Source organism: Vreelandella aquamarina (assembly GCF_900110265.1).
Lineage (GTDB): Bacteria > Pseudomonadota > Gammaproteobacteria > Pseudomonadales > Halomonadaceae > Vreelandella > Vreelandella aquamarina.
In genome coordinates this window covers 1-21,479 of record NZ_FODB01000059.1, presented here as the reverse complement: position 1 = coordinate 21,479, position 21,479 = coordinate 1, and the positions used below count along the sequence as shown (strand labels likewise).

The following is a 21,479-nucleotide window of genomic DNA, read 5'->3' as shown; positions in this document are numbered from 1 at the left end:
AGCCGCTGGCCACGCCGTAGACGCGCTGCCGGATCATGGTGTTGAGCCCATGACGAATCATGCGGGCATCCCGCTGGTCGGTCAGCGTCTCGGCCAGTCGCTGGGTTAGCCGGTGTTGTTTATCGACTTCGCGCAGTAACAACACACCGGCATCCGAGGTGATATGGCCTCCGGAGAAATCGGCTTCAATCTGGCGGCGGGAGAGTGGCGAGAAGGTCAGTTTTTGAGGTACCATTTTGGATAGCGGCTTTTAGTGTGGGTTTTTGTGTAGGAACTTGAATTCTAACACTTTAAGCCGCTTCTTCCTTCCTCATGCTACCTTCTTCATGAGAAATCCGGGCTAGCACCGCGAGCGGAAAAGCGACGTACTCATCGGCAACGATGCTGCCATGGTCCAGGCCATCATAATGCCACGCAGCGATATGACAGACCGGCACCGCGGCCACCAGCATCAGCGCGATGATGACCGCCTGCTGCCCGGTTGAGCGGCCCAAGAGCCACCACGCCAGTGGCAAGCCAATCAATGAACCAAAAGTGCCTGGCGCAACGGGCGCTAGCCCCAGCCCAAAGCCGGTAGCTAGCCAAAAATTAAACGTATCGAGCATTAGCCAGCCTGCTGTGCCTGACGTTCAAGCTCCGCCGCCATTTCTGGCGTTAGGTTTAGCGCGCTGGCGAGTTGATCCAGCCAAGCCCGCTCCATGGGGTTTTGGTCGTCAATCACTGCCACGCTGATCAGGTACATCTCGCGGGCCGCCTGGGGGGAATCCGCTTCACGGGCGAGAGCCTGAGCATCCAGCGGCGCTTTTAGCTGCTGTTCCACCCAGCGGTGCATCTCCTGATCCGCGCCTAAGGCATCAATCTGATCGGTGATTAGCGCCTGCTCCTGCTCATCGATATGACCATCCGCCCGTGCGGCCATGATCATGGCCTGCAGCAGTTCCAGGCTGCGGCGCTCTTGAACCTCGCCGCTTAACACCTCGACACGCTCGCCTTCTGATGAGGATTGGGTCGCCGCTCCTTTCTTTTCCTGAGAGCTTTGCCACGCTTTCCACGCCAGCATGCCTACACCCGCAATCGCGCCATATTTCAACGCTTTACCGCCCATGCTGCGGCCACGTTTTGAACCCACCAGCATGCCCAGGGCACCGCCGCCCAGCAGGCTTTTCACATCAAAACCGCTGGAACCGCTGCTTTGACGCGTACCTTGGCTGCTATTACCGCCTAAATGGCGGGAGAGCCCATCAATCACGCCTTTGACATCCATGCCGCCGCTGCTGCCTTTGCTACCACTGGCCTGGCTCATCAGCTGCTGCAGAATTTTGCTTGCATTCATCCTCGCACTCCTCAATAGACATTCATTCGACGGGTCGAACGCGGGTCGTTTAACCCTTGTTATAGCGTATGCTACATGAATGCAGCATGAATTAACCTTGCGCTAGCGCTTAGCTCAGCGCCCCTTTCACCTCGACCGAACTGCCATGACGGCTAGCGCTCACCTCAATACGAACCGGCATCTGCTCTTTGAGTTCGCTGACGTGGGAAATAATCCCAATCATGCGGCCACTCATTTGCAGCTCGCTCAGCATGGCAATGGCTTGGTCCAGGGCGTCTTGGTCCAGGCTGCCAAAGCCTTCATCTATGAATAGCGTATCCAACTGAATACCGCCCGCGTAGGCCTGCACCACATCGGAAAGCCCCAGCGCCAGCGACAGCGCCGCCATAAACGACTCCCCTCCAGAGAGCGTGGCCACCGGACGGTTCTTGCCAGTGTAAGTATCGGCCACGTCGAGTTCGAGCCCTGAGGCTTTATTGCCTTTGGAAGGATCTTCCCGGCGCACGAGCTGATAACGCCCGCGGCTCATTCGCACCAAACGTTCGGAGGCTTGGATCAGCACATCGTCCAGCAGCACGCCCAGCACGAAGCGCTGCAGGCTGATGCGGTGACCGGTGCGGCCATTGGCGACGTCGCTCAGCGTGCCCCACAGCTGGTATTGGGCTTCCAGCTCCGCCTGGGAGGCGTGGGCAGCCGTCAGCTTTTGGTGAATGTTTTGCAGCGTGGTTAATCGCCCATCCAGTTGCCGCCAAGACTCTAGCTGGCTGTTTTCTTGAGCCTGTGCACTTTCAGCCTGGGCAGTCAGTGCGGCAAGATCCGGCGGCGTTTTTTCCGCCAGCTGAGTTTGGTAATTCTCTAGCGCGCCCTCAAGCTCGGCCAAGCGGCGTTGATACGCCTCCACCCGATGCGTTAGCTCGTGCCGCTGGGCATCATTCAGTTGGGCAGCCTGATATTCCGCCTCATCAGCAAAGGGGCTAGCCTGCAGCGCGGACTGCCACTCGGCGTGAGCCTGCTGAAGCGACTGCTCGCTACGCTCGACCCGCTCGTTCGCTCCGCGTAACTGCTCTTCCGCCCGCGCCAGTTGGGTCTGGCTAGTCGAAAGCGCTTGCTGGGCGCTCTCCCAGGCTTTTTCAAGCTGGGCGATGTGCTGCTCCAGCTCGGCCAGGGTTTGGCGCATTGCTTCGGGATAACGGGCGTCTTCCGGCAGCGATTGGCTCAGCTGGTCGCGCTGACTCTCTAAGCGAAGCGCGTGCTCTTTCGCCTTTTCCACCTCAGGCCGCTGGGCTTTTAGCTGTTTATCCAGCGTGCCCCACTCGCGTCGCAGCGCGTCCCGGGCTTCGGTCTGTTGGCGAATCTCGGCCTCAACCCGCTCTCGGCGCTGCACCTGGCGGCGCAGGTCTTCATAGGCATTTTGCAAAGCAGACAGCGGTTGACTCACCCACTCCCCTAACTGCTGATTCAGTCGCTGGGCCTGCTCTGCGTGGCTATCGATCTGTTGGGTGAGCTGATGGTGATGGCGCTCTGCCCGTTGTAGCGCTTGACGGGCCTGTTCTTGCGCCGCTCTGGCCTCTTCCACCTGTGCCTGGGTGACCAACTCGGCGCGATTTATCGCTGGGGCGGGATGTTCCAGGCTACCACACACCGGGCAGGGGGCATCCTGCTCAAGGGTCAGCGCTAACAGCGCGGCCTGGCCCTGGTGCCAGCGCATCTCCTGCTCAGTGGCGTAGCGTTCGGCACGCTTGGTCTCGCCTTGCTGGTGGCTGAGCGCGTTTTTAGCCTGCAGCTGTTGCGTGGTTAATGCCTGGTGCCGCTGGGTGAGTTCATCCAGCTCTTGGCGCAGGGCTAGCAGGTGGTGATGGCGGGTTAGCTCAGCGGGGGCGCTCGCCAGTTGCTGAAACTCACTCTGCAAGCGTTCCAGGTGAACGCCGATGGCTTCGCCTTGCTGGCGAATGCCATCTAGCTGCTGCTCATCGCGCTTAAGCGCCTCATCGGCCTGTTGCCAAACGGCCTGAGCTGTTTGAAAGTGCTCCTGCAGTTCACTGAGCTGCTGGCTTTTCTGGATAAACTCGCCCAGCTGGCGGTGCCGCTCCCTCATTACGGGGAGCTCCGCCTGCTGCTGGCGTGCCGTCTCTAGCGCCTGCTGTGCCTGTTCAGCGTGAGAGTGCCGCGTGATTAACGCGGCGTTTGCTTGGCGCTGCTCATCGTGGGCGGTAGCCAACGCCTGCTGCGCTTGGTCTAGAGCGGCTTTCTGGGGGCGCAGCGCCTGGGCATGGGTACTCTGCGCTAACCGCGCTTGGCTATTGTCTACCTCAGCGCGCTGCTCAAGATGACGGGCTTTATCGGCTGCCAGCGCGTCCCGCGCTTCAAATTGGCGCTGTAGCGCCAGGGCCTCATCGCGCTGCTGTTCGGCAAGTCGGCGCTTTCGCTGCGCGGTTTCAAAGCCTTCCCGCGCTTGGCCTACCTGTGGCACCAGCGCTTCCAGCTCTTGCGCCAACGCGGCTTCGCTCTCAAGCTCCCCCCCGGCAAGAATGCCATTGATATGCTGGCGATGATCGCTCACCGCCCGCTCGATTTGATTAGCCTGAGTGCGCAGGCGCTCTTCAATACGCTGGAACACCTGGGTTTGAAACAGCTGGGAAAAAATGACTTCGCGCTCTTTGGAGCCTGCCAGCAGCAGTTCGCGGAACTTACCCTGGGGGAGCACCATCACCTGACGAAACTGATTGGCGTCTAGGCCTATTAGCGCTTGCAGCTCCGCCGTGGCGTCGGTGACCTTACGCGCCACTAGGCACTCGTCCTCCTCGCCTTCTGGAGTGAGTCGCCATAGCTGAGCCTCCGCCGCTTGCGTGGTCGTGCCTTCGCCGCTGGCTTTGGGACGCTCCTGCTGCGGGACTCGGCGCACCCGATAGGTGACATCCCGCAGACGGAATGTCAGCGTCACGTCGGTCAGCAGGGTCGCGGGCGCCTGATCGCAGCGCATTTGGCCAGCATCGCGCTCGTTGCCGGTGGTTTGGCCGTATAAGGCAAAACACATCGCATCGAGGATCGAGCTTTTACCCGCCCCGGTGGGGCCATTGATCAGAAACAGCGGGCTTCTACCCAGCGCGGTGAAGTCGATGGTCTCGCTACCCGCAAAGGGGCCAAAGGCCTGCATGGTGAGGCTCAACGGCGTCATGCTTGGCCCTCCTGCTCACGGCTGAGGGTGGTGATCAGCTCGCTCATAGCGTGGGCCTGCTCGTCGCTCATTGGTTCGCCGCTGGTTTGAGTGAAGAAGTCGCTGAACATATCCAGCGCGCTGAACGCGAGCCGCTCGCGGTCTAGCTGTTGGCGGCCTTTTGCTTCCAGCATGCCGGGCTTTTCCAGGTGCAGCACGTTGGGGTACACCGCCCGCAGTTTGCCTATGGGGTCGAGAATGGCGTGGCGGTCGGTGAGGCGCACCAGCAGATAGTCATCGGCGTGGGGGTCAGCGGCCCCTTGGGCCAGCAGCTGAGCCAGCTCACCTTCCAGCACGCGCACGTCCCGGCGGGGCAGCAGCGGATGGTGGGCTATTTGAGTGACACCTTCGCTGCCCACCTCAACAAGGGTGACGCCTTTGCGCTGGGTGGCTTCGGAAAAGCTGTACTTCAGCAGCGAGCCGCTATAGCGAATGTGCTCCCCACCGCGAATCTGGGGGCCGTGAAGGTGGCCCAACGCCACGTAGTCGAAACTCTGCATGGGTTCCCACGCCACGCTTTCGGCACCGCCTAGGGTGAGCGGGCGCTCGGAGTCGCTGGCGGTGCCGCCATCGACAAAGCAGTGGCTCACCAGTAGCGTCGGGCGGCCCGGCTGGCGCTGTTCCTCAATGCGCTCCAGCAGGTAGCGGTGGGCGCTATCGAAGTCGCGTACGTCCACGCCAAACGCGCTGCGCACGTACTCTGGGTCCGCGTAGGGGATGCCGAACACATCCACCGTGTCATCGCCAATCGTAAGCGTGACCGGCTGGTCGCAGGTGGCTAGGTCGGTGAGAATATGCAACCCGGCCTGGCGCAGGTGGCGGGCGCCAAACCCCAGCCGCTCAGCGCCATCGTGGTTACCGGAAATCATCACGACCGGCAGGCCGCGCTTCTCGCACAGCTCGCCTAAGATCTCATCCAGCAGCGTGACCGCCGCAGCGGGTGGCACCGAGCGGTCGTAAATATCGCCCGCGACCAGCACCGCATCCACCTGCTCGCGGTCGATGATCTCCAGCAGCTGCTGCAACACATGGCGCTGGTCTTCCAGCAGGGAGAGGTTATGGAATAGCCGCCCCAAATGCCAATCGGCGGTGTGAAGTAATCGCATGACAGGCTCGATGAAAAAAGTGTGCGGTCATCATAGCAACCGCGCCTGCGTTACACCCATGAAAAAGCCCCGCACGAGGCGGGGCGATTAATGCGGAACACGTCGCGGGTTAGTCTCTAAACGCATCCGGGTAGGTGGTGATATCCACGCCCCACAGCATCGGCAGCAGGAAGTAGACCGCGGCCACGATCAACAGCATAGCAATGATATTGAGCCAGAAACCGTTGCGCACCATCTCGATGATTTTGATTTTACCCGTGGCGAAGATAATCGCGTTGGGCGGCGTGCCCACTGGCAACATAAAGGCGCAGTTGGCCGCCATGGCCGCTGGCACCATCAGCACGAACGGATGAATATCGAGCGCCAGCGCCAGCGACGCCAATACCGGCAGGATCATGGTGGCCGTGGCTGTGTTGGAGGTGATTTCGGTCAGGAACAGTACCATGCCGGCCGCCAGCAGAATCACCAGCAGGAAGTTGACGCCTTCCAGCACGCTCATTTGGCCGCCAATCCAGGAAGCCAGACCCGACGAGCCAAAGCCCGCCGCAATCGCCAAGCCACCGCCGAACAGCAGTAAGATGCCCCACGGTACGTCTTTGGCCACATCCCACCCCAGCAGGCAGCCGCCTTTGTTGGGAGAAGGAATGAGAAACAGCGCCACGGCAGCGGTAATCGCAATCATGGTGTCGTTAATGCCGGGGATCGTCAGGATCTGCCCCTGCCATAGGAACGAGCGGGTAATCCAGAAAAACGCGGCGAACAGGAACACACCGAGTACCGCCTTCTCTTCGAAGGAGATCTTGCCCAGAGCTTCTTTCTCTTTGCGGATCAGCGCCCGGCCGCCCGGCAGCTTGGCGAATTTAATCGGATAAATAAAGCGTGTGAGCATCACCCAGCCAATCACCAGCAGCGTCACTACCACCGGGAAGGCAAACATCAGCCAGCCCGCGAAGGAAATCTCGACACCGAACAGCTCGTTCACGATCGCCGCCAGGATAATGTTCGGCGGCGTGCCAATGAGCGTGCCCAAACCGCCTATGGTGCCCCCGTAGCCCACGCCAAAAATCAGCGACTTACTGAACTTATCAATCTCGTCGCTGTGATCTCCTTCGGTTTTGTTCAGCTCCTGGGTCACCTGGTAGACAATGGCGGTGCCAATGGGCAGCATCATCATAACGGCAGCGGTATTGGATACCCACATGGATAAGAAGCCCGTGGCCGCCATAAAGCCAAACACGATGCTGTTAATGCTGGTGCCTAGCAAGGAGATAATCGACAGCGCGATGCGCTTGTGCAGATCCCACTTCTCCATTGCCAAGGCGATCATAAAGCCGCCCAGGAACAGGAAAATAATCGGGTTACCGTACGCCGCCGTTACAGCGCCACTCTCCAGCGCTCCGGTAATCGGTAACAGGATAATCGGCAGCAGTGACGTCACCGGGATAGGAATGGCCTCGGTAATCCACCACACCGCCACCCATAAAGTAGTTGCCAGCACCATGCGCCCTTCGAAGCTCAAGTCGGCGGGGTGGAAAAACATCACGACCAAAGCAAACAGCAAAGGGCCCAGCACCAAGCCGATTTTCTGTGCCGTACTATACGCGGGCGGACGAGGCGAATGGCCGCCGCTGCCCTGGGTCTTATGGGAGTCACTTCGGGATGAGGAGCCTCCAGCACTTGAGGTCGGCAACGCACACATCAGGAGATTTTTAACTTGGTCATGGGAGTGCCAAAGCTGATCCCACAGCGTCATCGTGGCAGTTCTGCGCATTATGGAAGTACCGCTCGCAGTCAGGGTGAACGAAAGGGCTCAGGACTTAGCTGTCCCTATGGCATTTTTCGCCAGCGCCGCTGGCTTTTAGGGTGCCCTTTATTCACTGCAATAGGCCATTAGTCCAGTAAATTGGCGGCAATTACAACCAAAGTCTAACCACTTTAGTCGAAATAATTGTTGTCGATTAGTCTTCGTAGATGAGTTTGCTTGGCTTTGTTTTCAGTGATTCCAGTGCTTAATCTGTAGCGCAATAAGCACGCAGAACATGCTGATAGCAAAACGGCTTGCTTCCCAATGGGTTGCAAGCCGCTTGCCCGTTATTAGTCCAGATTATCCAGCGTTACCACGATATCCCGGGTAGAAACATCGACGTTCCAGAAGGTATAGCTGTCATCGTCCTCGTCGACCAAGCGAATATCGAATAAGGGACTTTTATACCCCGTTAGCGTCACGCGCTGGGTATCCCCATTCATCAACACGTCGCTGCCCAGCACGTCCTCCTCCCAACTTTTCGAATCCTCCGGGCTCACGTACATATAGTAAATGGTGTAGCCAGTACGGTTGGTGATATCGACGTAGTAGTCGGCCGCCATGACCAGCGACGAGCTACACAGCATCAATAGTGCCGCGAAAAACACCTTCATACGCATGCAACGTTCCTTCTTCTTTTGGAATAGGCGGGAAGTAGCACTAAAGCCACGCTGCGATGATGCCCCGCAGCAAGCGAAGTATAGTCTGGCGCTCATTTCTGTGACAGCGAGTGCCGATTTGTGGCACACCCACCCCAGAGAAGCCCTCAACTGATAGAATGCTGCCCCTTTCAGGCGCGGTGGCGCTTACCGCCGCATCGCTTCCCCCTTTTACTACCTGAGAGTCACGCAATGATTGCCACCGCTACCACCGTTTTTCGACCCTTGTTACGGCTGGGGCTTATTCCTCAAATCGTCATCGGTATTGTCGCTGGGGTGCTGTTGGCCCTACTCGTACCCGACATAGCCAGCGATGTAGCCCTTCTCGGGCAGCTTTTCATTGCCGCGCTGCAGGCCGTGGCGCCTATTTTGGTCTTCGTGCTGGTGGCGGCGGCCATTGCCGCCCATCAGGCGGGCCAGCCGACACATATTCGCTCGGTGCTCTTACTCTACGTCGCAGGTACGCTGATTGCCGCGTTGATTGCCGTAGCCGCAAGCTTCGCACTTCCCACGGAGCTGGCCTTGGATACGGGACAAGTCGACGGCAACCCGCCGAGCGATATTTTTACCGTGCTGCGTGACTTACTGCTCAACGCGGTGGCGAACCCTGTGACGGCTCTGATGGACGCCAATTTCATCGCCATTCTGGCCTGGGCCATTGGCTTGGGGTTGACACTTCGCCAGGCCAGCGACACGACTCGCCAAGCGCTGAGCGACTTATCCGCCGCCATTACGCGTATTGTCACGCTGGTAATTCGCTTAGCCCCACTGGGTATTTTCGGCTTGGTGGCCGGTACGCTGGCGGAGTCTGGCGTGCAGGCACTGCTTAACTACGCCCAGCTATTGGGGGTGATCGTTGGCTGTATGCTGTTCGTCGCGCTAGTAAGTAACCCGCTATTGGTCTACTTGGCTACCCGCCAAAATCCTTACCCGCTGGTGTTTACCTGCCTACGGGGCAGCGCCATTACGGCGTTTTTCACTCGCAGCTCGGCGGCCAACATTCCGGTCAACCTGGAGCTTTGCCGCCGCTTGGACCTGGATGCCGACACCTACGCGATCTCCATTCCGTTAGGTGCCACCATCAATATGTGCGGGGCGGCGATCACCATTACCGTGATTACGCTGGCGACTACGCACACCCTGGGAATTAGCGTGGATTTCCCCTCCGCGCTGCTGCTCTGCATCGTATCGGCTCTGGCGGCCTGCGGTGTGTCTGGCGTGGCGGGCGGTTCGTTGATGCTGATTCCCATGGCCGCCAGCCTGTTCGGCATTCCGACCGAAGTGGCCATGCAGGCCGTCGCCATTGGCTTTGTGATTAGCGTGGTGCAAGACTCTACCGAAACGGCGCTCAACTCCTCCACCGATGTGCTGTTTACCGCCGCCGCCTGTCGAGCGCGTAAGCCTGATTAACGCTCCTTTGTGGCTCGTCGATTGACAGATCGCTGTTCCTTATATAGAACGTTCTATAAAAGGAACAGCAAGGACGTCCATGAACGAGCACTCTCTTGTTACGCTAGGCCAACACCTCCAAGCCCTTCGTAAAGCGCAGGATTTATCGCTCTCGCAACTTGCCAACGCGGCGGGCATCGCGAAATCCAACCTATGCCGCTTAGAGCAAGGCAATGGCAACCCGACGCTCGACACGATCTGGCGGCTGGCCGTCCAACTCAACGTTCCGTTTGGCACCCTAGTTGCACCGATTAGCGTGCCGCTCGGCGAGGATGGCGTGCAGGTACAGTTGATCGACCAGGGTAAGGGCGTGCCACAGGTGGATGCCTACTGGATGCGCTGCGCGCCCAATACGCTGCGCCACGCCGAGGCCCATACCCTGGGCACGCGGGAAACGCTGACGCTCATTAGCGGATGGTTAGAAGTAGGCCCAGAGGGTGCGACCACCACGCTCACCCCTGGCGAAAGCATCACCTTTCAGGCCGACCAGCCGCACCTGTACCGTACGCACACCGATGAAGCCACCCTGCTACTCACCGTCACCTACGGCCAAGAAGGGACCCCACCATGAGCCAGCCAGCCGATCACACGGTGCACGCCAACCACTCACCGCTGCGCTCTGCCTTACAGGGCGTGCGTGAAGCAATTCCGTTGTTAGGCGGCTATATTCCGGTCGCGCTCTCGTTTGGTTTGGTCGCGACCCAGGCCGGTTTTACCACTTGGGAAGCGGCCGCCATTTCAGCGCTGATCTACGCGGGTGCCTCGCAGTTTCTGTTCGTGGGCATGATTGCCGCTGGTGCGCCGCTATGGCTGGTGGTGGCCATGACGCTACTCATCAACGTGCGCCACGTGGTGTACGGCCCCAATTTGGCCGCGCTGCTGCCCCGAAGCCGCCACTGGCCTTGGCTGATGCACGGCCTGACCGATCAAGTCTTTGCTTTGGCGCTCACACGGCTCCCCCAGCTACCGGAAGTAAAACGGTTTAGCTGGTTTGTAGGCGCCTCGCTGCTGGCGTGGGGAGTGTGGATTATCGGCACGGCGGTGGGTGCGACCGGCGGCGAGGCGGTCACCGCCCGCTGGCCGCTACTGGGTGAGATTATGCCCTTCGCCCTCCCCGCGCTGTTTCTCACCATGGTGGCACCGCGCTTTACCGACAAGCGCTGGGCTGCCGCCATGCTGTGTACCATTCTTGCCGCGCTAGGGTTGAACTTGGCCGGATGGAGCAACGTGGCCATTCCTCTCGCAGCCGCCTGCGGCGCGCTGTGCTTCTATACGGTCACGTTCCAACCACGGAGGAGCCGCCCATGAGCAGCGCCATGTGGATCGCCGTCATTATCTGCGCACTCGGCACGCTGCTGATGCGAGTGGTGCCCTTTTTATGGATGCAGCGCCGTCTTGGTAGCGCAGCGGGAATGAACGCCATGCCCCAATGGCTGGTGATTCTGGGCCCCATGATGATTGCCGCCGTGTTGGGCGTCTCGATAGTGCCCGTCAACCCCAGCCCTGTCTCTTGGTTGGCCACCGCGATTGGCCTGAGCGTTACGCTGTTGGTGTGGCGTCGCCTGCGCTCACTGGGCTGGCCGGTGGCCGCCGGGGTGGGAGTATTTGGGGCGGTGGAGGTAGTGGCAGCCCTTATTTGATAATGCTTTGCATTAGCTTTTACAACATGCCATGATTTCGCCTTTCTCCGTGACACCGAAGGGCACGTATGCAGACAGCAGACGCTTATGGCAGCCGCACAGGGTGGCGGGTGTTGCTTATTTTTTGCTCCACCCTGCTGCCTTTCTTTGCTATAGCCAATGAAGTAGCCACCACTGCTGATTTACCTACTCAATGTGACCAACCACGCCTAGTAACGCTCTACCAAGGAGCCACGGACAGTGCCGTAGCTCTCGGAATTACCCCCGTTGGCGTGGTTGACGCTTGGCTGGAAAAGCCCACCTACCGCTATTTACGCGATGCGCTTACCAATGTTGAGCACGTGGGGCTGGAAACCCAGCCGAACCTTGAGAAAGTGGCTTGGCTGAACCCGGATGCCATTATCGCCAGTCACTTTCGGCACGAACGCGTCGCCCCGCTGTTAAGCGCCATGGCGACCAGCGTTTACGCCAACACCGTCTATGATTTCAAAACGACGTTAGCGCTGGTGGCCGAGGCCAGCGAGCGCGAACAGCAAGCCCAAGCGCTGCTGCAGCGCTGGGAAACCCGCGTGGCGGACTTTCGCCAGCAGATCGCTGATCAGCTAGGGGGCCAATGGCCGCAAAAAGTCGCCGTCGTGCGCTTTAAAAGCGATCATGTGCGGATCTATACCAGCGGGTTTGCCGGTTCGATTCTAGATGAGCTGGGCTTTGAACAACCCGAGACGCTGGCCTCTCAAGACTGGGGGATGAAGCTTGCCAGCACGGAGAACATTCCGGTGCTTGAGGCTGATGTCATCTTTGTGCTGCTGGAGCCAGATGACCCAGCCATTGCGGCCAACTACCAACACTGGGCTTCTCACCCTTTGTGGCAACAGCTAACGGCTGTGCAGCGCGGCCAAGTATTTGAGGCAGACCCCGTTAGTTGGATGATGGGCGGCGGTATTTTGGCGGCCAACGCCATGCTGGATGACCTTTACCGCTACTATCAGCTCACCCCGGCCACCGATGGCCACTTGCCACACTGCGCTTTATGCATTCAGGAGCCGCCCTCATGCTGAACAGCAGCTCCGCTAAGTGGTTAGGGTTGCTAGCAGGCGCTGCCATGACGCTACTGGCGTTTATCGGCAGCGTCATGCTCGGCACCACCCCGCTAGAGTGGTCGGCACTGTGGCGTATGCTAACCGCTTACGATCCCGCTAATGTGGCGCATATCATTCTATATACCGAGCGCCTGCCACGCGCCGTGGTGGCGGCGCTCGTGGGTGCTAGCTTGGCCGTAGCGGGCGCACTGATGCAGACCATGACTCGCAACCCGCTCGCCTCGCCGGGTATTTTAGGCATTAACGCCGGGGCGATGTTTTTCGTCGTGGTAGCGGTAGCGCTACTGCCGCTGCATACGCCTGCCCATTATGTGGGTGCCGCCCTACTCGGCGCGCTAGTGGCAGCAAGTTTAGTGGCGTTGCTAAGTCGCGGGCGCTATGGCGAGAACTCGCCGCTGCGGGTGGTGCTGGCAGGGGTCGCGGTGACCGCGATGTTTGTCTCCTTCAGCCAGGGGCTCCTGGTGGTCGACCAGCAGAGCTTTGAAAGCGTGCTTTATTGGCTAGCGGGTTCTGTGGCGGGACGCGACCTTGACCTAGTACTGCCGCTGCTACCGCTGTTTGGTGGTGCCATAGTGCTTAGCGCCCTCTTGGTACGTCACGCCAATGCGCTGTTATTAGGTGATGACATGGTGACAAGCCTAGGCATGCGCGCGGGCAGCATCAAACTGCTTCTGGGGCTCGTGGTGATTGTATTGGCAGGCAGCTCAGTAGCCCTGGCGGGCATGATTGGGTTTGTCGGGCTAATCGTGCCCCACATGGCTCGCCGCCTCTTTGGCATTGACCATCGCTGGATGCTTCCTGGCTGTGCCGTTTTGGGCGCTTGCTTGCTTCTGCTGGCCGATACGGCATCGCGGTTTTTAATTCCTCCACAGGAAGTGCCGGTCGGCGTCATGACAGCGCTCATTGGTACGCCTTTCTTTATTTACCTCGCACGACGCAACATGGCTCGCCAATGACACTCGCAGCGCTCTCTCCTTCTGACGCCAGCAACGCGCTTGGCACACGTTTTCGTCTCACGCTGCTGCTATTGAGTGTGGGGCTTGTGCTAAGCGCGGCTCTGTCGCTTTGCTTGGGAAGTTTTCCTACTCCACCACTGCAAGTCGGGCATTCCCTTATTAACCCAGCGGATAGCGAGCTGACGTTCATTATTTGGCAGCTTAGGCTACCGCGTATTGTGCTGGCGATCCTGGTAGGGGCGGCGCTGGCAATGGCAGGCGCCATTCTGCAAAGCATCGTGCGTAACCCGCTTGCCTCGCCGGATGTTATTGGCATTACCAGCGGCGCGGCGCTAGCCGCCGTTCTCTTTATCGCGTTGCTCAGTTCGCACGTTAGCATCGGCTGGCTACCGGTGGCGGCCATGCTCGGAGCCTTATTCGCCGCTCTGCTTGTGGTCAGCTTGGCATGGCAGCGTGGTATTAGCCCTGCGCGCTTGGTGCTAGTGGGCATTGGCCTAGCCGCCGCCATGGGCGCGGGCACTACGCTACTGATCGTGATGAGTGACGACTCCACCGCCATGAGCGCCTATACCTGGCTGACCGGCAGCTTATACGCCGCCCAATGGGCCGATGTGTCCAGCCTGCTGCCGTGGCTACTGTTAGCGACGCCGGTGAGTTTTCTGCTAACGCGCCACGCCGATACAATGGCGCTTGGCGACAGCGTAGCCCAAGGGTTAGGCGTACCGTTACTGCGCAGCCGAATCGTGCTACTTGCCTGTAGCGTGGTGCTGGCCGGTGCTGCGGTGGCCGTGGCGGGAGGGCTCAGCTTTGTGGGCCTCATGGCACCGCACCTAGCGGCGCGATGGGTGGGCCGACATTTAGCGCGGCTACTGCCTGCATCCGCACTGGTCGGTGCATTACTCGTGCTTTATGCCGACCTACTCGGCCGCGTCGCCTTTTTGCCTAACGACCTGCCTGCCGGTATTTTCGTTGCGGGCATTGGCGCGCCCTTTTTTGTTTATCTCTTGTATCGGGCGCGCCAGCGTTAAGCCTTAAAAATCCAGCTGATACCCCACCGTGAACGTGCGCCCACGACCGGTGAAGTAGTACTCATCGCTGATGCGAGCGGCTTGAGAGTAATAGGTGAGGTAGTCTTCGTCGGTCAGGTTCTCGATACCCAGCGATAGCTGCCCCGTAGGGAGCTGGTAGGCCAGCGAGGCATCCACCAAACCGTAGCCATCGAAGTCGAGCGCCGGGTTATCGACGCTGCGGTCGAAGTAATAGCGGCCCTGTAGGCGGGTCGAGAGACGGTCGTTCCATACGGCGCTCCAGCCCAGCTTGAGCGTATCGGGCGCAATATTGATCCCGGTAAGCTTGGTGTCCACGCTGCCATCGCCGTCTTGGTCTGACTTGCCTTGGGTATGGGCGTAGGAGAGCGACAGGTCATGGTAGTCATTGATCTGCATGTTGCCGGTCACTTCCACCCCTTGGATTTCGGTTTTCTCCCGGCTGCCCACCCACGTACCGTTCTGTTCGGCCAAGCGCTGGCCAAAGTCAGAGTTCGATTCGTAGTAGCTGACTTCCAGGCCGTATCGCTCCCAGTCAAAGCGCGCGCCAATTTCCTGGTTATCGGTCACGATGGGCTGCAGTTGAAGCAGCGTATCCACATCCTGCCCCGGTTCGCCGATGCCCCGCAGCACGCGACCCACGTCCGGCATGCCAAAACCTTCCGAGTAGCTGGCATACAGCTGTGCCCACTCCGTGGCCTGGTACGTCAAACCCACGTTATAAAGCGTTTCATCGAAACTGGGGTTGCCGCCTCCTACCGCGACGTTATCTTGAGTGACGTTGCTACGGTCAATCGTCTCGTAGGCATCCACCTCAAGATCGGCGTGCTCATGGCGAACGCCGGCATGCAGCGTGAGCGGGTCGGCGATTTTGAACTGCCCCTGTAAGAACGGCGCAATGTTGCTGTAGCGGCTTTCCGGCACGTAGGTGCGCCCGGTCTCTACCAGCATTTGGCGGGTTTCATCCTCGAGGATGTCTAACCCCACCGTCACGCCGAGCCGGTCATCCAGCATGCCCTGGCGGTTTAGGGTGAACTTGGCGCCCTGTTTATCCGATTCGTTACGGGTTTGGTCGAACTGGGTATTGCCGTTGCCATCCAGGTAAGGGAAGAACGGCGTGGTGGCAAAGCGCGCTCGGAAGCGCTGGCGATACACCTGGGCATCGACCGCGTTGCCGTACCAATCCGCGTGGGAGTACGCCAAGCGGGCGGTGGTGACTTCATTGAAGCCTGGCGCGCCGTCGGGTGTGCCCCGCTCGGCGCTGGTCGGGATGCCCGCATCGCGGTCGCCCACCACGGGCACGTAGTCGTCGCCCTCTTCCAAATCAAAATGATTGAGCGACAGCTCGATATTCTGATTGTCGTCGATCCAGTAGCCTAACTTGCCGAACAGGTCGTAACTTTCCGAGTTTTGCAGCTCGCCGGGGTAGGCAATGCCCACGCGACGGTCGCCGCCATCGTAAAACACGCCCCGCTCTTGGCGAGTAGCCGCGGCTACAAAATCCCAGTCGCCCTGCTGGCCGCTAATGCGATAGTTGAGCTTGTTGCCCAAGCCTTCCGAGTGCAGGTCGTCGTCAATGGTGACGCTAATGCCCGCGCTTTGGCTAATACCGCCCCCTTCGGCCCGACGGGTGACGAAGTTGATCAAACCGCCGGTGGCTCCCAAACCATGCTCGGCGCTGGCCCCGTGAATCACTTCAATCCGCTCGACCATGGAGAGGTCGATGGTGTAACTGTCACGAGAGCTATCGCGCAGCGGATTGGACTGAGGCACACCATCGATCAGGAACAGCGCATCGCGCCCGCGCAGCGTCTCTCCGGCGTTGGACAGCTTCTGACGGCTAGGTGAAAAGGAGGGAATCAAGTTGCTCAAGACCTGGCCAGGGTCGTCGGTGATGGCGAGCTGCTGTTCGATCTGCTCACGGGTAATCACCGTCACTCGCTGCGGCGTTTTCCCCTCTTCACTACGGCTACGCGTCGCCGTCACGACCATGGTGGGTGATGACTCGTTGAGCGCCTGCCCCACGTCAGTTGCCTCTTGCTGGGCATTGGCCTGAGTGGCTGCCACTAATCCTGCCAAGGTGACCGTTGGCCAGAAAGCGGCGTGTTTCATCGTTTGCATGTCTGCTCCCTTGCGTTGTGTGTAACGTCGTACGAATGAACCCTTGGTGAATTATCACTTTAGCGGCCGCTGAAATGCTAACGCGGATCTAAATAATAATGATTATATTATGCACAAAGAAACAGGCAGGTCTACCGTTGCGGACGCACCGTTCGAACGTCCGCAATGACACAGAACAGGCAGCCACAAGAACAACATTGAAAATGAGAATATTTTGCCTTAGGGTGCTGACTGCCCTAATTCTGTGACTGAGCTTGCCTGAGCCTACCTTATGCCCGCCTATTCCCACCCTGCATCACGACTCACCGCTGACGCCCTGCACGCTGGCTACGACGCTAAGCGCATTTTGCAAGGGGTGGATATTGCTGTAGCGGAAGGCCAACTCACGGTGCTTCTGGGGCCCAATGGCAGCGGTAAATCGACCCTGCTAAAAACCCTGGCGCGAACGCTGACGCCTAGCGGCGGGCATGTCTATCTCGATGGCAAGGACATTCATCGCAGCAACACCCGGGAGGTCGCCCAGCGGCTAGGCATTTTGCCGCAAGGCCCCATCGCCCCCGAGGGGTTGAGCGTAAAACAGCTGGTGGGGATGGGGCGCTTCCCCCACCAAGGGTTTTGGAAAAAAGATCCACAGCAGGATGCCAACGCCATCGCCGAAGCCATGGCCTATATGCACGTGACCGAGTTTGCCGACCGAGATGTGGAAGCGCTCTCTGGCGGCCAGCGCCAGCGCTGCTGGATCGCGATGGTGCTCGCCCAGCAGACCGATTTGATTTTGCTGGATGAACCCACCACCTTTTTAGACTTGAAGGTGCAGGTAGAGCTGTTGGCGCTGCTATCTCGGCTGGCCCACGACCATGGCCGCACGCTGCTGCTGGTACTGCACGACTTGAATCTCGCCGCCGCTTACGCCGACCACCTAGTCATGATGCGCGACGGGCAAATCGTCATCAGCGGCACGCCAAGCGATGTGTTCACCGCGGCCAACCTAAAGCGCGTCTTCGACTTGGATGCTCACATTCTGCGCGACCCCGCTAGCGGCAGCCCAGTGTGCGTGCCCTTCACCTCGGCGACGTTACAGGCAGCCCTATGAACCACACCTTCTGCGCGGATTTAAGCCGTGAACAGCACGACCCGCTGGCCGGTAGCGCCGCTCATGCCGAGCGCAACTTACTGCTTAGCTGGCCGCGCGCGAAGTGGCAGCGCAAACTACGCCACGCCAGCGATATGAGCGATTCATTAAAGCAAACGCTAGATACGCTGGCTGACGATGGCCTGCGCATCAACCTGATCCAACAGCCGGGCATGGAAAAGTACCAGCATCAGCTCTTTCTGATGCCGGAGAGGCGCCGCTTTCGCGTGGCACGATGGGAGTTAGAGGCGTTCTTCAGCGCCTTTCAAAGTGGCACCCGCCTTAGCCAGTGGGAGCAGCCAGCGATGCGCAATGATTTGGTTCTTTGCTGTACCCACGGCACCAAAGATAAGTGCTGCGCGAAGTACGGTTATAAAACGTTCAAAGCGCTAGCCAGCACGGTAGCTGAGCACCCGCTGCCGTTCGAGGTATGGGAGAGCAGCCACCTCGGCGGCTGCCGACTCGCCGCCAGCGTGATCGTGCTGCCAAACGTGCGCAAATATGGGCGTATTACGCCAGAACAAGCGCTGTCCTTCTTACAGGCCGAAGCCCGCCAACAGCGCTTTTTGCCCGGATACCGCGGCAGCTCACAGCTCACTCCCGCACAGCAGAGTGCTGAAATCGCTGCGTTGACGCAGCTCAGCACGGAGGCAAGACAACCCACGTTGGCTCTGATCAGCGATCACGGCGACGACCAAGCGCGAGAGATACGCTTTCAGTGGCGGCTCGACCAGTGGCAAGGTGAACTGACCGTGCACTGCCAAGCCACTACTCTAAGGCGTGTGGATACCTGTGCTGACCTAGCGCAAGGCCCCACCGAATGCACCGTATGGCACGCGATGGTGAATGGGTAGTACATAGACGAACAACAACGACGAACAACAACGCCCGGCTTAAAGCCGGGCGTTGTGGGTTAAGATTGAGTGCCAATGATCAATTACCAGCGGTACTTCACGCTGCCGATCACACTGCGAGAAGCACCGTAATAGCAGTAGAAATCGCAGCCGCTCACGTACTCTTCATCAGTGATGTTGTTCACGTTCACCTGCGCGGTCCAGCTGTCGTTAATATCGTAGCTGGCCATGGCATCGTAAAGCGTGGTGGAAGGCACATCGCGGTTAATACCGCTGCCAGGGCTCGGAGACGTTTCACCGATATAACGCACGCCCGCCCCAACGGAAAGTCCAGGCAAGCTGCTGCTCATATCGTAATCCAGCCACGCTGACGCCATATGGAAAGGCACCAGCGGCACGCGCTCATCCTGCTGGGAATCGCTGATATCGTAGCGCGCATCGGTATAGGTGTACGCCGCCGTGAGCTGTAGGTCATCGGTGAGGTAGCCCACGCCTTCGATCTCCACACCCTGGGAGCGACGCTCACCAGCCTGCTCCTGTACCGGCGCGCTAGTGGAAATCAGCGTGTTGTCCTCCTCCACGTCGAATACGGCAACGGTCACGTAGCCATCTACATTAAACGGGGCAATTTTCACACCGGCTTCTAGCTGGCTACCTTCCAGCGGCTCATAGCTAGCACCATTCGGCCCGATACCCGCGACAGGTGTAAACGACTCGCTGTAGCTAAGGTAAGGTGAAATGCCGTTATCGCCCAGGTACATGGCCCCGGCTGTAAGTGATAGCTGCTCGTCATCGTAGCCCTGGCTGCTGCTACCGGTGACATCACTGAAGTCGTCGCTGCTATCCACGCTGTCGTAGCGTGCACCCGCGAGGAACACCCACTTATCTGCCACGCGCAGCTGGTCTTGCACGTAAATACCGAACTGGCGGCGGTCCACATCATGCTGGGTGGGGTCGCCGGTATCCGGCGCGGTAAAGGCGGCGTAATCCGGGTTATAGAGGTCTACGGTATCCACGTTGGCGAAGAACGTAGAGCCATCGCCCAAGGTACGGAAGCTATCGCGGTTGGTGTAGTTCAGGTTCAACTCTTGATAGCCCGCGCCCACCAGCAAGGTGTTTTCCGTGTTGTCGGTGTAGGTGCGTGCAATCAAGCGGTTATCGATATTGAACGCATCGTACTCGCCGGCGCGATCAATCACGCCACGGGAAATACTGCGCGGCGGGGTAACAAACGAGTTGGGATAAACATTACGCAGCTCAAGATCTAAATGCGTATAGCGAGCGTTCTGCTGGAACTCCCACGTATCGTTGATCTGGTGCTCAAGCTCGTAACCAATGCCTACTTGGCGCTGATCCAGACGGTCGTAATCCGGCTGGCCCAGGTTGGTCTCGGGGTCGATTTGGCCAAACGGAGAGTCGTTCAGCGTACCCAGTGCCGGGAAGAAACCGGTAGTGGGCACGCCCTCATCTTTCTGCACGCTGGCAAGGAAAGTGACCGTAGTATCGTCGCTGACATCCATTTCCAGGCTAGGCGCAAAGTAGTAGCGCTCCTTCTCGCTACCGTTAAGTTCCCCTTCCCCATCGCGATAAAGCCCGACCATGCGGTAACGCATATCGTCACGCTCGGCCACCGGGCCAGAGACATCAATGCCCACCTGGCGATGCTGCTGGTTGCCCGCCTCAATTTCCAACGTGCCCTGTGGTTCGCTGGTCGGGCGCTTGCTGATGGCGTTAATCACACCGCCGGGAGGCGCTTCACCGTACAAAATAGAGGCCGGGCCTTTCAGTAAATCCACCCGCTCAACGCCAAACGTCTCATTCATCCACCAGAAGTAGCCGCCGGTGCGGAATAAACGCAGGCCATCTTGGTAGGTCGCACTTTCCGCGCTGAAGCCACGTAAGAAGAACCAATCCGTGTTGTTGTCCTCGCCGTAAGGCTGGGAAACAACGCCGGAACGATACTGGAACGTTTCGTCGTACTTATTAACGCCACGGGTTTCCAGCTCTTCCGCGCTCACGGTAGAGATCGCGCGAGGCGTTTCTACCTCGGGGGTGTCTACCTTCAACGCGGTCGCGGTGACCACGGTGGTGCCAGTGTTAATGGTGTCTTCTTGAGCCAGTGCGGCCATCGGCGCAGCGCACAGCATTCCACCGAGCGACACCACCAGTGAACGGCGAACGGCAGCAGGCAACGGCGCGACGGAAAACGGCATGGTTTTACGGAGCATGAGTGAGTCTCAACGGGTATGAGGAGTTCGTTATAGTAAGACGAATGATACGGATTTTTATTCACAACCACAATCACTCTGGTGGGGCAAGAGGTTGGGGAGGAACGGGGTGTTCGAAGGAGGATCGGTGGAAGAACCAATAGAGACAAATGAGGTTTTGAGAAACTGCGAATATGGCAAAGGAGCCGTTTACTGACGTTGGTCAGGGGCTTAAGAAGAAGGCAATCTAGGGGGAGAGACTTAGAAATGGTGGGCCCAGTAGGACTTGAACCTACGACCAAGGGATTATGAGTGCAACCAAACAAACTTTGGGATCGCGCCTGCAATGCGGAAACAAAGTTTTTTCAATGAGTTAAGCTTTCCATGGTTTACATTACTCACATGGTTTTCACCCTGTGAGCAGCCAAATGGCAACCGCATGACAACCAGCTGGCAACCAAATCACTGCCAGCCACGGCAAAATATAGGGTCGATAATTGATAACCATAAATGTACTGTGTACACTAAGCACGCATTGGCTAAAGGAAGCCCCCTAACCCGGATTTCTCATAGTGCTCCAACAACCTTCGCAGACCAAGCCTGGTAGTGCCAGATCCGAGTGGTCATGGTCGAAGTTGGCGATTATTTAGCCAGTTTCCGGCATTCAGGCACAACTCCCCCTTTCCCCCATTGGTATCGGGCCGGGGGAGCCCGATTATCTACTGGGGCACCAAGCGCTGAACCAGTGCTGAGAGATCGTTCTTGTGTGGATAGCTATCACTCATCAACACCCGTATTCGGCGGGTGTTGCGGATGATGACTGCGCCAACCTTGATCAGCTTCAAGCGCAAGGTGCCG

At 58.8% G+C, this 21,479-nt stretch carries 19 protein-coding genes; 9 read left to right on the top strand and 10 right to left on the bottom strand.

Annotation, left to right across the window (positions count from 1 at the left end):
* From BMY49_RS14410 to BMY49_RS14380, 7 genes are all read right to left on the bottom strand, one after another.
* Nucleotides 1-235, bottom strand: a 235-nt coding sequence (locus BMY49_RS14410; protein WP_208596196.1) for a transposase, incomplete at its 3' end; no start/stop codon positions are given.
* A gap of 55 nt (nucleotides 236-290) precedes the next feature.
* Nucleotides 291-605, bottom strand: coding sequence for a phosphatidylglycerophosphatase A family protein (locus BMY49_RS14405; protein ID WP_089675899.1), 315 nt, complete (start codon nucleotides 603-605; stop codon nucleotides 291-293).
* Nucleotides 605-1,333, bottom strand: a complete 729-nt coding sequence (locus tag BMY49_RS14400; RefSeq protein WP_044629516.1) for a tellurite resistance TerB family protein — start codon at nucleotides 1,331-1,333, stop codon at nucleotides 605-607. Before BMY49_RS14400 ends, BMY49_RS14405 begins: the two co-directional genes overlap by 1 nt.
* 109 nt (nucleotides 1,334-1,442) lie before the next feature.
* Complete coding sequence (locus BMY49_RS14395) at nucleotides 1,443-4,508, bottom strand: AAA family ATPase (protein ID WP_089675898.1); 3,066 nt, start codon at nucleotides 4,506-4,508, stop codon at nucleotides 1,443-1,445.
* Complete coding sequence (locus BMY49_RS14390; RefSeq protein ID WP_089675897.1) at nucleotides 4,505-5,653, bottom strand: exonuclease SbcCD subunit D; 1,149 nt, start codon at nucleotides 5,651-5,653, stop codon at nucleotides 4,505-4,507. Before BMY49_RS14390 ends, BMY49_RS14395 begins: the two co-directional genes overlap by 4 nt.
* 109 nt (nucleotides 5,654-5,762) lie before the next feature.
* Complete coding sequence (locus tag BMY49_RS14385) at nucleotides 5,763-7,406, bottom strand: SLC13 family permease (RefSeq protein ID WP_089675896.1); 1,644 nt, start codon at nucleotides 7,404-7,406, stop codon at nucleotides 5,763-5,765.
* 341 nt (nucleotides 7,407-7,747) lie between these two features.
* Nucleotides 7,748-8,077 (bottom strand): hypothetical protein, encoded by a 330-nt coding sequence (locus BMY49_RS14380; protein ID WP_089675895.1) that lies wholly within the window; start codon nucleotides 8,075-8,077, stop codon nucleotides 7,748-7,750.
* 231 nt (nucleotides 8,078-8,308) lie between these two features.
* On the opposite strand from BMY49_RS14380, the gene sstT reads away from it, so the two are divergent.
* The 7 genes from sstT to BMY49_RS14345 all read left to right on the top strand — a co-directional run bounded on the left by sstT (nucleotide 8,309) and on the right by BMY49_RS14345 (nucleotide 14,289).
* Nucleotides 8,309-9,526, top strand: a complete 1,218-nt coding sequence (gene sstT, locus BMY49_RS14375) for a serine/threonine transporter SstT (RefSeq protein WP_089675894.1) — start codon at nucleotides 8,309-8,311, stop codon at nucleotides 9,524-9,526.
* 79 nt (nucleotides 9,527-9,605) lie between these two features.
* Nucleotides 9,606-10,136 carry a helix-turn-helix domain-containing protein gene (locus BMY49_RS14370; protein WP_089675893.1) on the top strand — a complete coding sequence of 177 codons (531 nt, stop codon included), beginning with the start codon at nucleotides 9,606-9,608 and terminating at the stop codon, nucleotides 10,134-10,136.
* The gene (locus BMY49_RS14365; RefSeq protein ID WP_062362169.1) at nucleotides 10,133-10,873 is read left to right on the top strand and encodes an AzlC family ABC transporter permease; all 741 of its coding nucleotides are present in this window, start codon (nucleotides 10,133-10,135) and stop codon (nucleotides 10,871-10,873) included. Before BMY49_RS14370 ends, BMY49_RS14365 begins: the two co-directional genes overlap by 4 nt.
* Nucleotides 10,870-11,205 carry an AzlD domain-containing protein gene (locus BMY49_RS14360; protein ID WP_062362171.1) on the top strand — a complete coding sequence of 112 codons (336 nt, stop codon included), beginning with the start codon at nucleotides 10,870-10,872 and terminating at the stop codon, nucleotides 11,203-11,205. The genes BMY49_RS14365 and BMY49_RS14360 overlap by 4 nt, the downstream gene beginning before the upstream one ends.
* A gap of 68 nt (nucleotides 11,206-11,273) precedes the next feature.
* Nucleotides 11,274-12,263, top strand: coding sequence for an ABC transporter substrate-binding protein (locus BMY49_RS14355; RefSeq protein ID WP_089675892.1), 990 nt, complete (start codon nucleotides 11,274-11,276; stop codon nucleotides 12,261-12,263).
* A complete protein-coding gene (locus tag BMY49_RS14350; RefSeq protein WP_054641471.1) occupies nucleotides 12,257-13,261 on the top strand; it encodes a FecCD family ABC transporter permease in 1,005 nt (334 codons plus the stop codon). Before BMY49_RS14355 ends, BMY49_RS14350 begins: the two co-directional genes overlap by 7 nt.
* Complete coding sequence (locus BMY49_RS14345) at nucleotides 13,258-14,289, top strand: FecCD family ABC transporter permease (protein ID WP_062375406.1); 1,032 nt, start codon at nucleotides 13,258-13,260, stop codon at nucleotides 14,287-14,289. The genes BMY49_RS14350 and BMY49_RS14345 overlap by 4 nt, the downstream gene beginning before the upstream one ends.
* Before the next feature lie 3 nt (nucleotides 14,290-14,292).
* Here the strand turns inward: BMY49_RS14345 and BMY49_RS14340 are convergent, their stop codons facing one another.
* Nucleotides 14,293-16,419: a TonB-dependent receptor gene (locus BMY49_RS14340; protein WP_371827833.1), complete on the bottom strand. Its 2,127-nt coding sequence runs from the start codon at nucleotides 16,417-16,419 to the stop codon at nucleotides 14,293-14,295.
* Between the two features lie 280 nt (nucleotides 16,420-16,699).
* Between BMY49_RS14340 and BMY49_RS14335 the strand changes: the two genes are divergently transcribed.
* Together BMY49_RS14335 and BMY49_RS14330 are read left to right on the top strand one after the other, a co-directional pair.
* Nucleotides 16,700-17,521 carry an ABC transporter ATP-binding protein gene (locus BMY49_RS14335; protein WP_062375403.1) on the top strand — a complete coding sequence of 274 codons (822 nt, stop codon included), beginning with the start codon at nucleotides 16,700-16,702 and terminating at the stop codon, nucleotides 17,519-17,521.
* Nucleotides 17,518-18,414 (top strand): sucrase ferredoxin, encoded by an 897-nt coding sequence (locus BMY49_RS14330; RefSeq protein ID WP_054641470.1) that lies wholly within the window; start codon nucleotides 17,518-17,520, stop codon nucleotides 18,412-18,414. Before BMY49_RS14335 ends, BMY49_RS14330 begins: the two co-directional genes overlap by 4 nt.
* An 83-nt stretch (nucleotides 18,415-18,497) precedes the next feature.
* Here BMY49_RS14330 and BMY49_RS14325 read toward each other — a convergent pair whose 3' ends face one another.
* Nucleotides 18,498-20,642 carry a TonB-dependent siderophore receptor gene (locus BMY49_RS14325; protein WP_244154979.1) on the bottom strand — a complete coding sequence of 715 codons (2,145 nt, stop codon included), beginning with the start codon at nucleotides 20,640-20,642 and terminating at the stop codon, nucleotides 18,498-18,500.
* A gap of 698 nt (nucleotides 20,643-21,340) precedes the next feature.
* Nucleotides 21,341-21,479: transposase (locus tag BMY49_RS17275; RefSeq protein WP_208596209.1), on the bottom strand; the 139-nt coding region annotated here is incomplete at its 5' end.

What these genes read in the sequence shown, in the direction of transcription:
- BMY49_RS14400 (WP_044629516.1), bottom strand. Translation starts at nt 1,333, where the DNA reads ATGAATGCAAGCAAAATTCTGCAGCAGCTGATGAGCCAGGCCAGTGGT.
- BMY49_RS14385 (WP_089675896.1), bottom strand. Translation starts at nt 7,406, where the DNA reads ATGACGCTGTGGGATCAGCTTTGGCACTCCCATGACCAAGTTAAAAAT.
- BMY49_RS14390 (WP_089675897.1), bottom strand. Translation starts at nt 5,653, where the DNA reads ATGCGATTACTTCACACCGCCGATTGGCATTTGGGGCGGCTATTCCAT.
- BMY49_RS14370 (WP_089675893.1), top strand. Translation starts at nt 9,606, where the DNA reads ATGAACGAGCACTCTCTTGTTACGCTAGGCCAACACCTCCAAGCCCTT.
- BMY49_RS14340 (WP_371827833.1), bottom strand. Translation starts at nt 16,419, where the DNA reads ATGAAACACGCCGCTTTCTGGCCAACGGTCACCTTGGCAGGATTAGTG.
- BMY49_RS14355 (WP_089675892.1), top strand. Translation starts at nt 11,274, where the DNA reads ATGCAGACAGCAGACGCTTATGGCAGCCGCACAGGGTGGCGGGTGTTG.
- BMY49_RS14365 (WP_062362169.1), top strand. Translation starts at nt 10,133, where the DNA reads ATGAGCCAGCCAGCCGATCACACGGTGCACGCCAACCACTCACCGCTG.
- BMY49_RS14345 (WP_062375406.1), top strand. Translation starts at nt 13,258, where the DNA reads ATGACACTCGCAGCGCTCTCTCCTTCTGACGCCAGCAACGCGCTTGGC.
- BMY49_RS14380 (WP_089675895.1), bottom strand. Translation starts at nt 8,077, where the DNA reads ATGCGTATGAAGGTGTTTTTCGCGGCACTATTGATGCTGTGTAGCTCG.
- BMY49_RS14360 (WP_062362171.1), top strand. Translation starts at nt 10,870, where the DNA reads ATGAGCAGCGCCATGTGGATCGCCGTCATTATCTGCGCACTCGGCACG.
- BMY49_RS14335 (WP_062375403.1), top strand. Translation starts at nt 16,700, where the DNA reads ATGCCCGCCTATTCCCACCCTGCATCACGACTCACCGCTGACGCCCTG.
- BMY49_RS14395 (WP_089675898.1), bottom strand. Translation starts at nt 4,508, where the DNA reads ATGACGCCGTTGAGCCTCACCATGCAGGCCTTTGGCCCCTTTGCGGGT.
- sstT (WP_089675894.1), top strand. Translation starts at nt 8,309, where the DNA reads ATGATTGCCACCGCTACCACCGTTTTTCGACCCTTGTTACGGCTGGGG.
- BMY49_RS14405 (WP_089675899.1), bottom strand. Translation starts at nt 605, where the DNA reads ATGCTCGATACGTTTAATTTTTGGCTAGCTACCGGCTTTGGGCTGGGG.
- BMY49_RS14330 (WP_054641470.1), top strand. Translation starts at nt 17,518, where the DNA reads ATGAACCACACCTTCTGCGCGGATTTAAGCCGTGAACAGCACGACCCG.
- BMY49_RS14325 (WP_244154979.1), bottom strand. Translation starts at nt 20,642, where the DNA reads ATGCTCCGTAAAACCATGCCGTTTTCCGTCGCGCCGTTGCCTGCTGCC.
- BMY49_RS14350 (WP_054641471.1), top strand. Translation starts at nt 12,257, where the DNA reads ATGCTGAACAGCAGCTCCGCTAAGTGGTTAGGGTTGCTAGCAGGCGCT.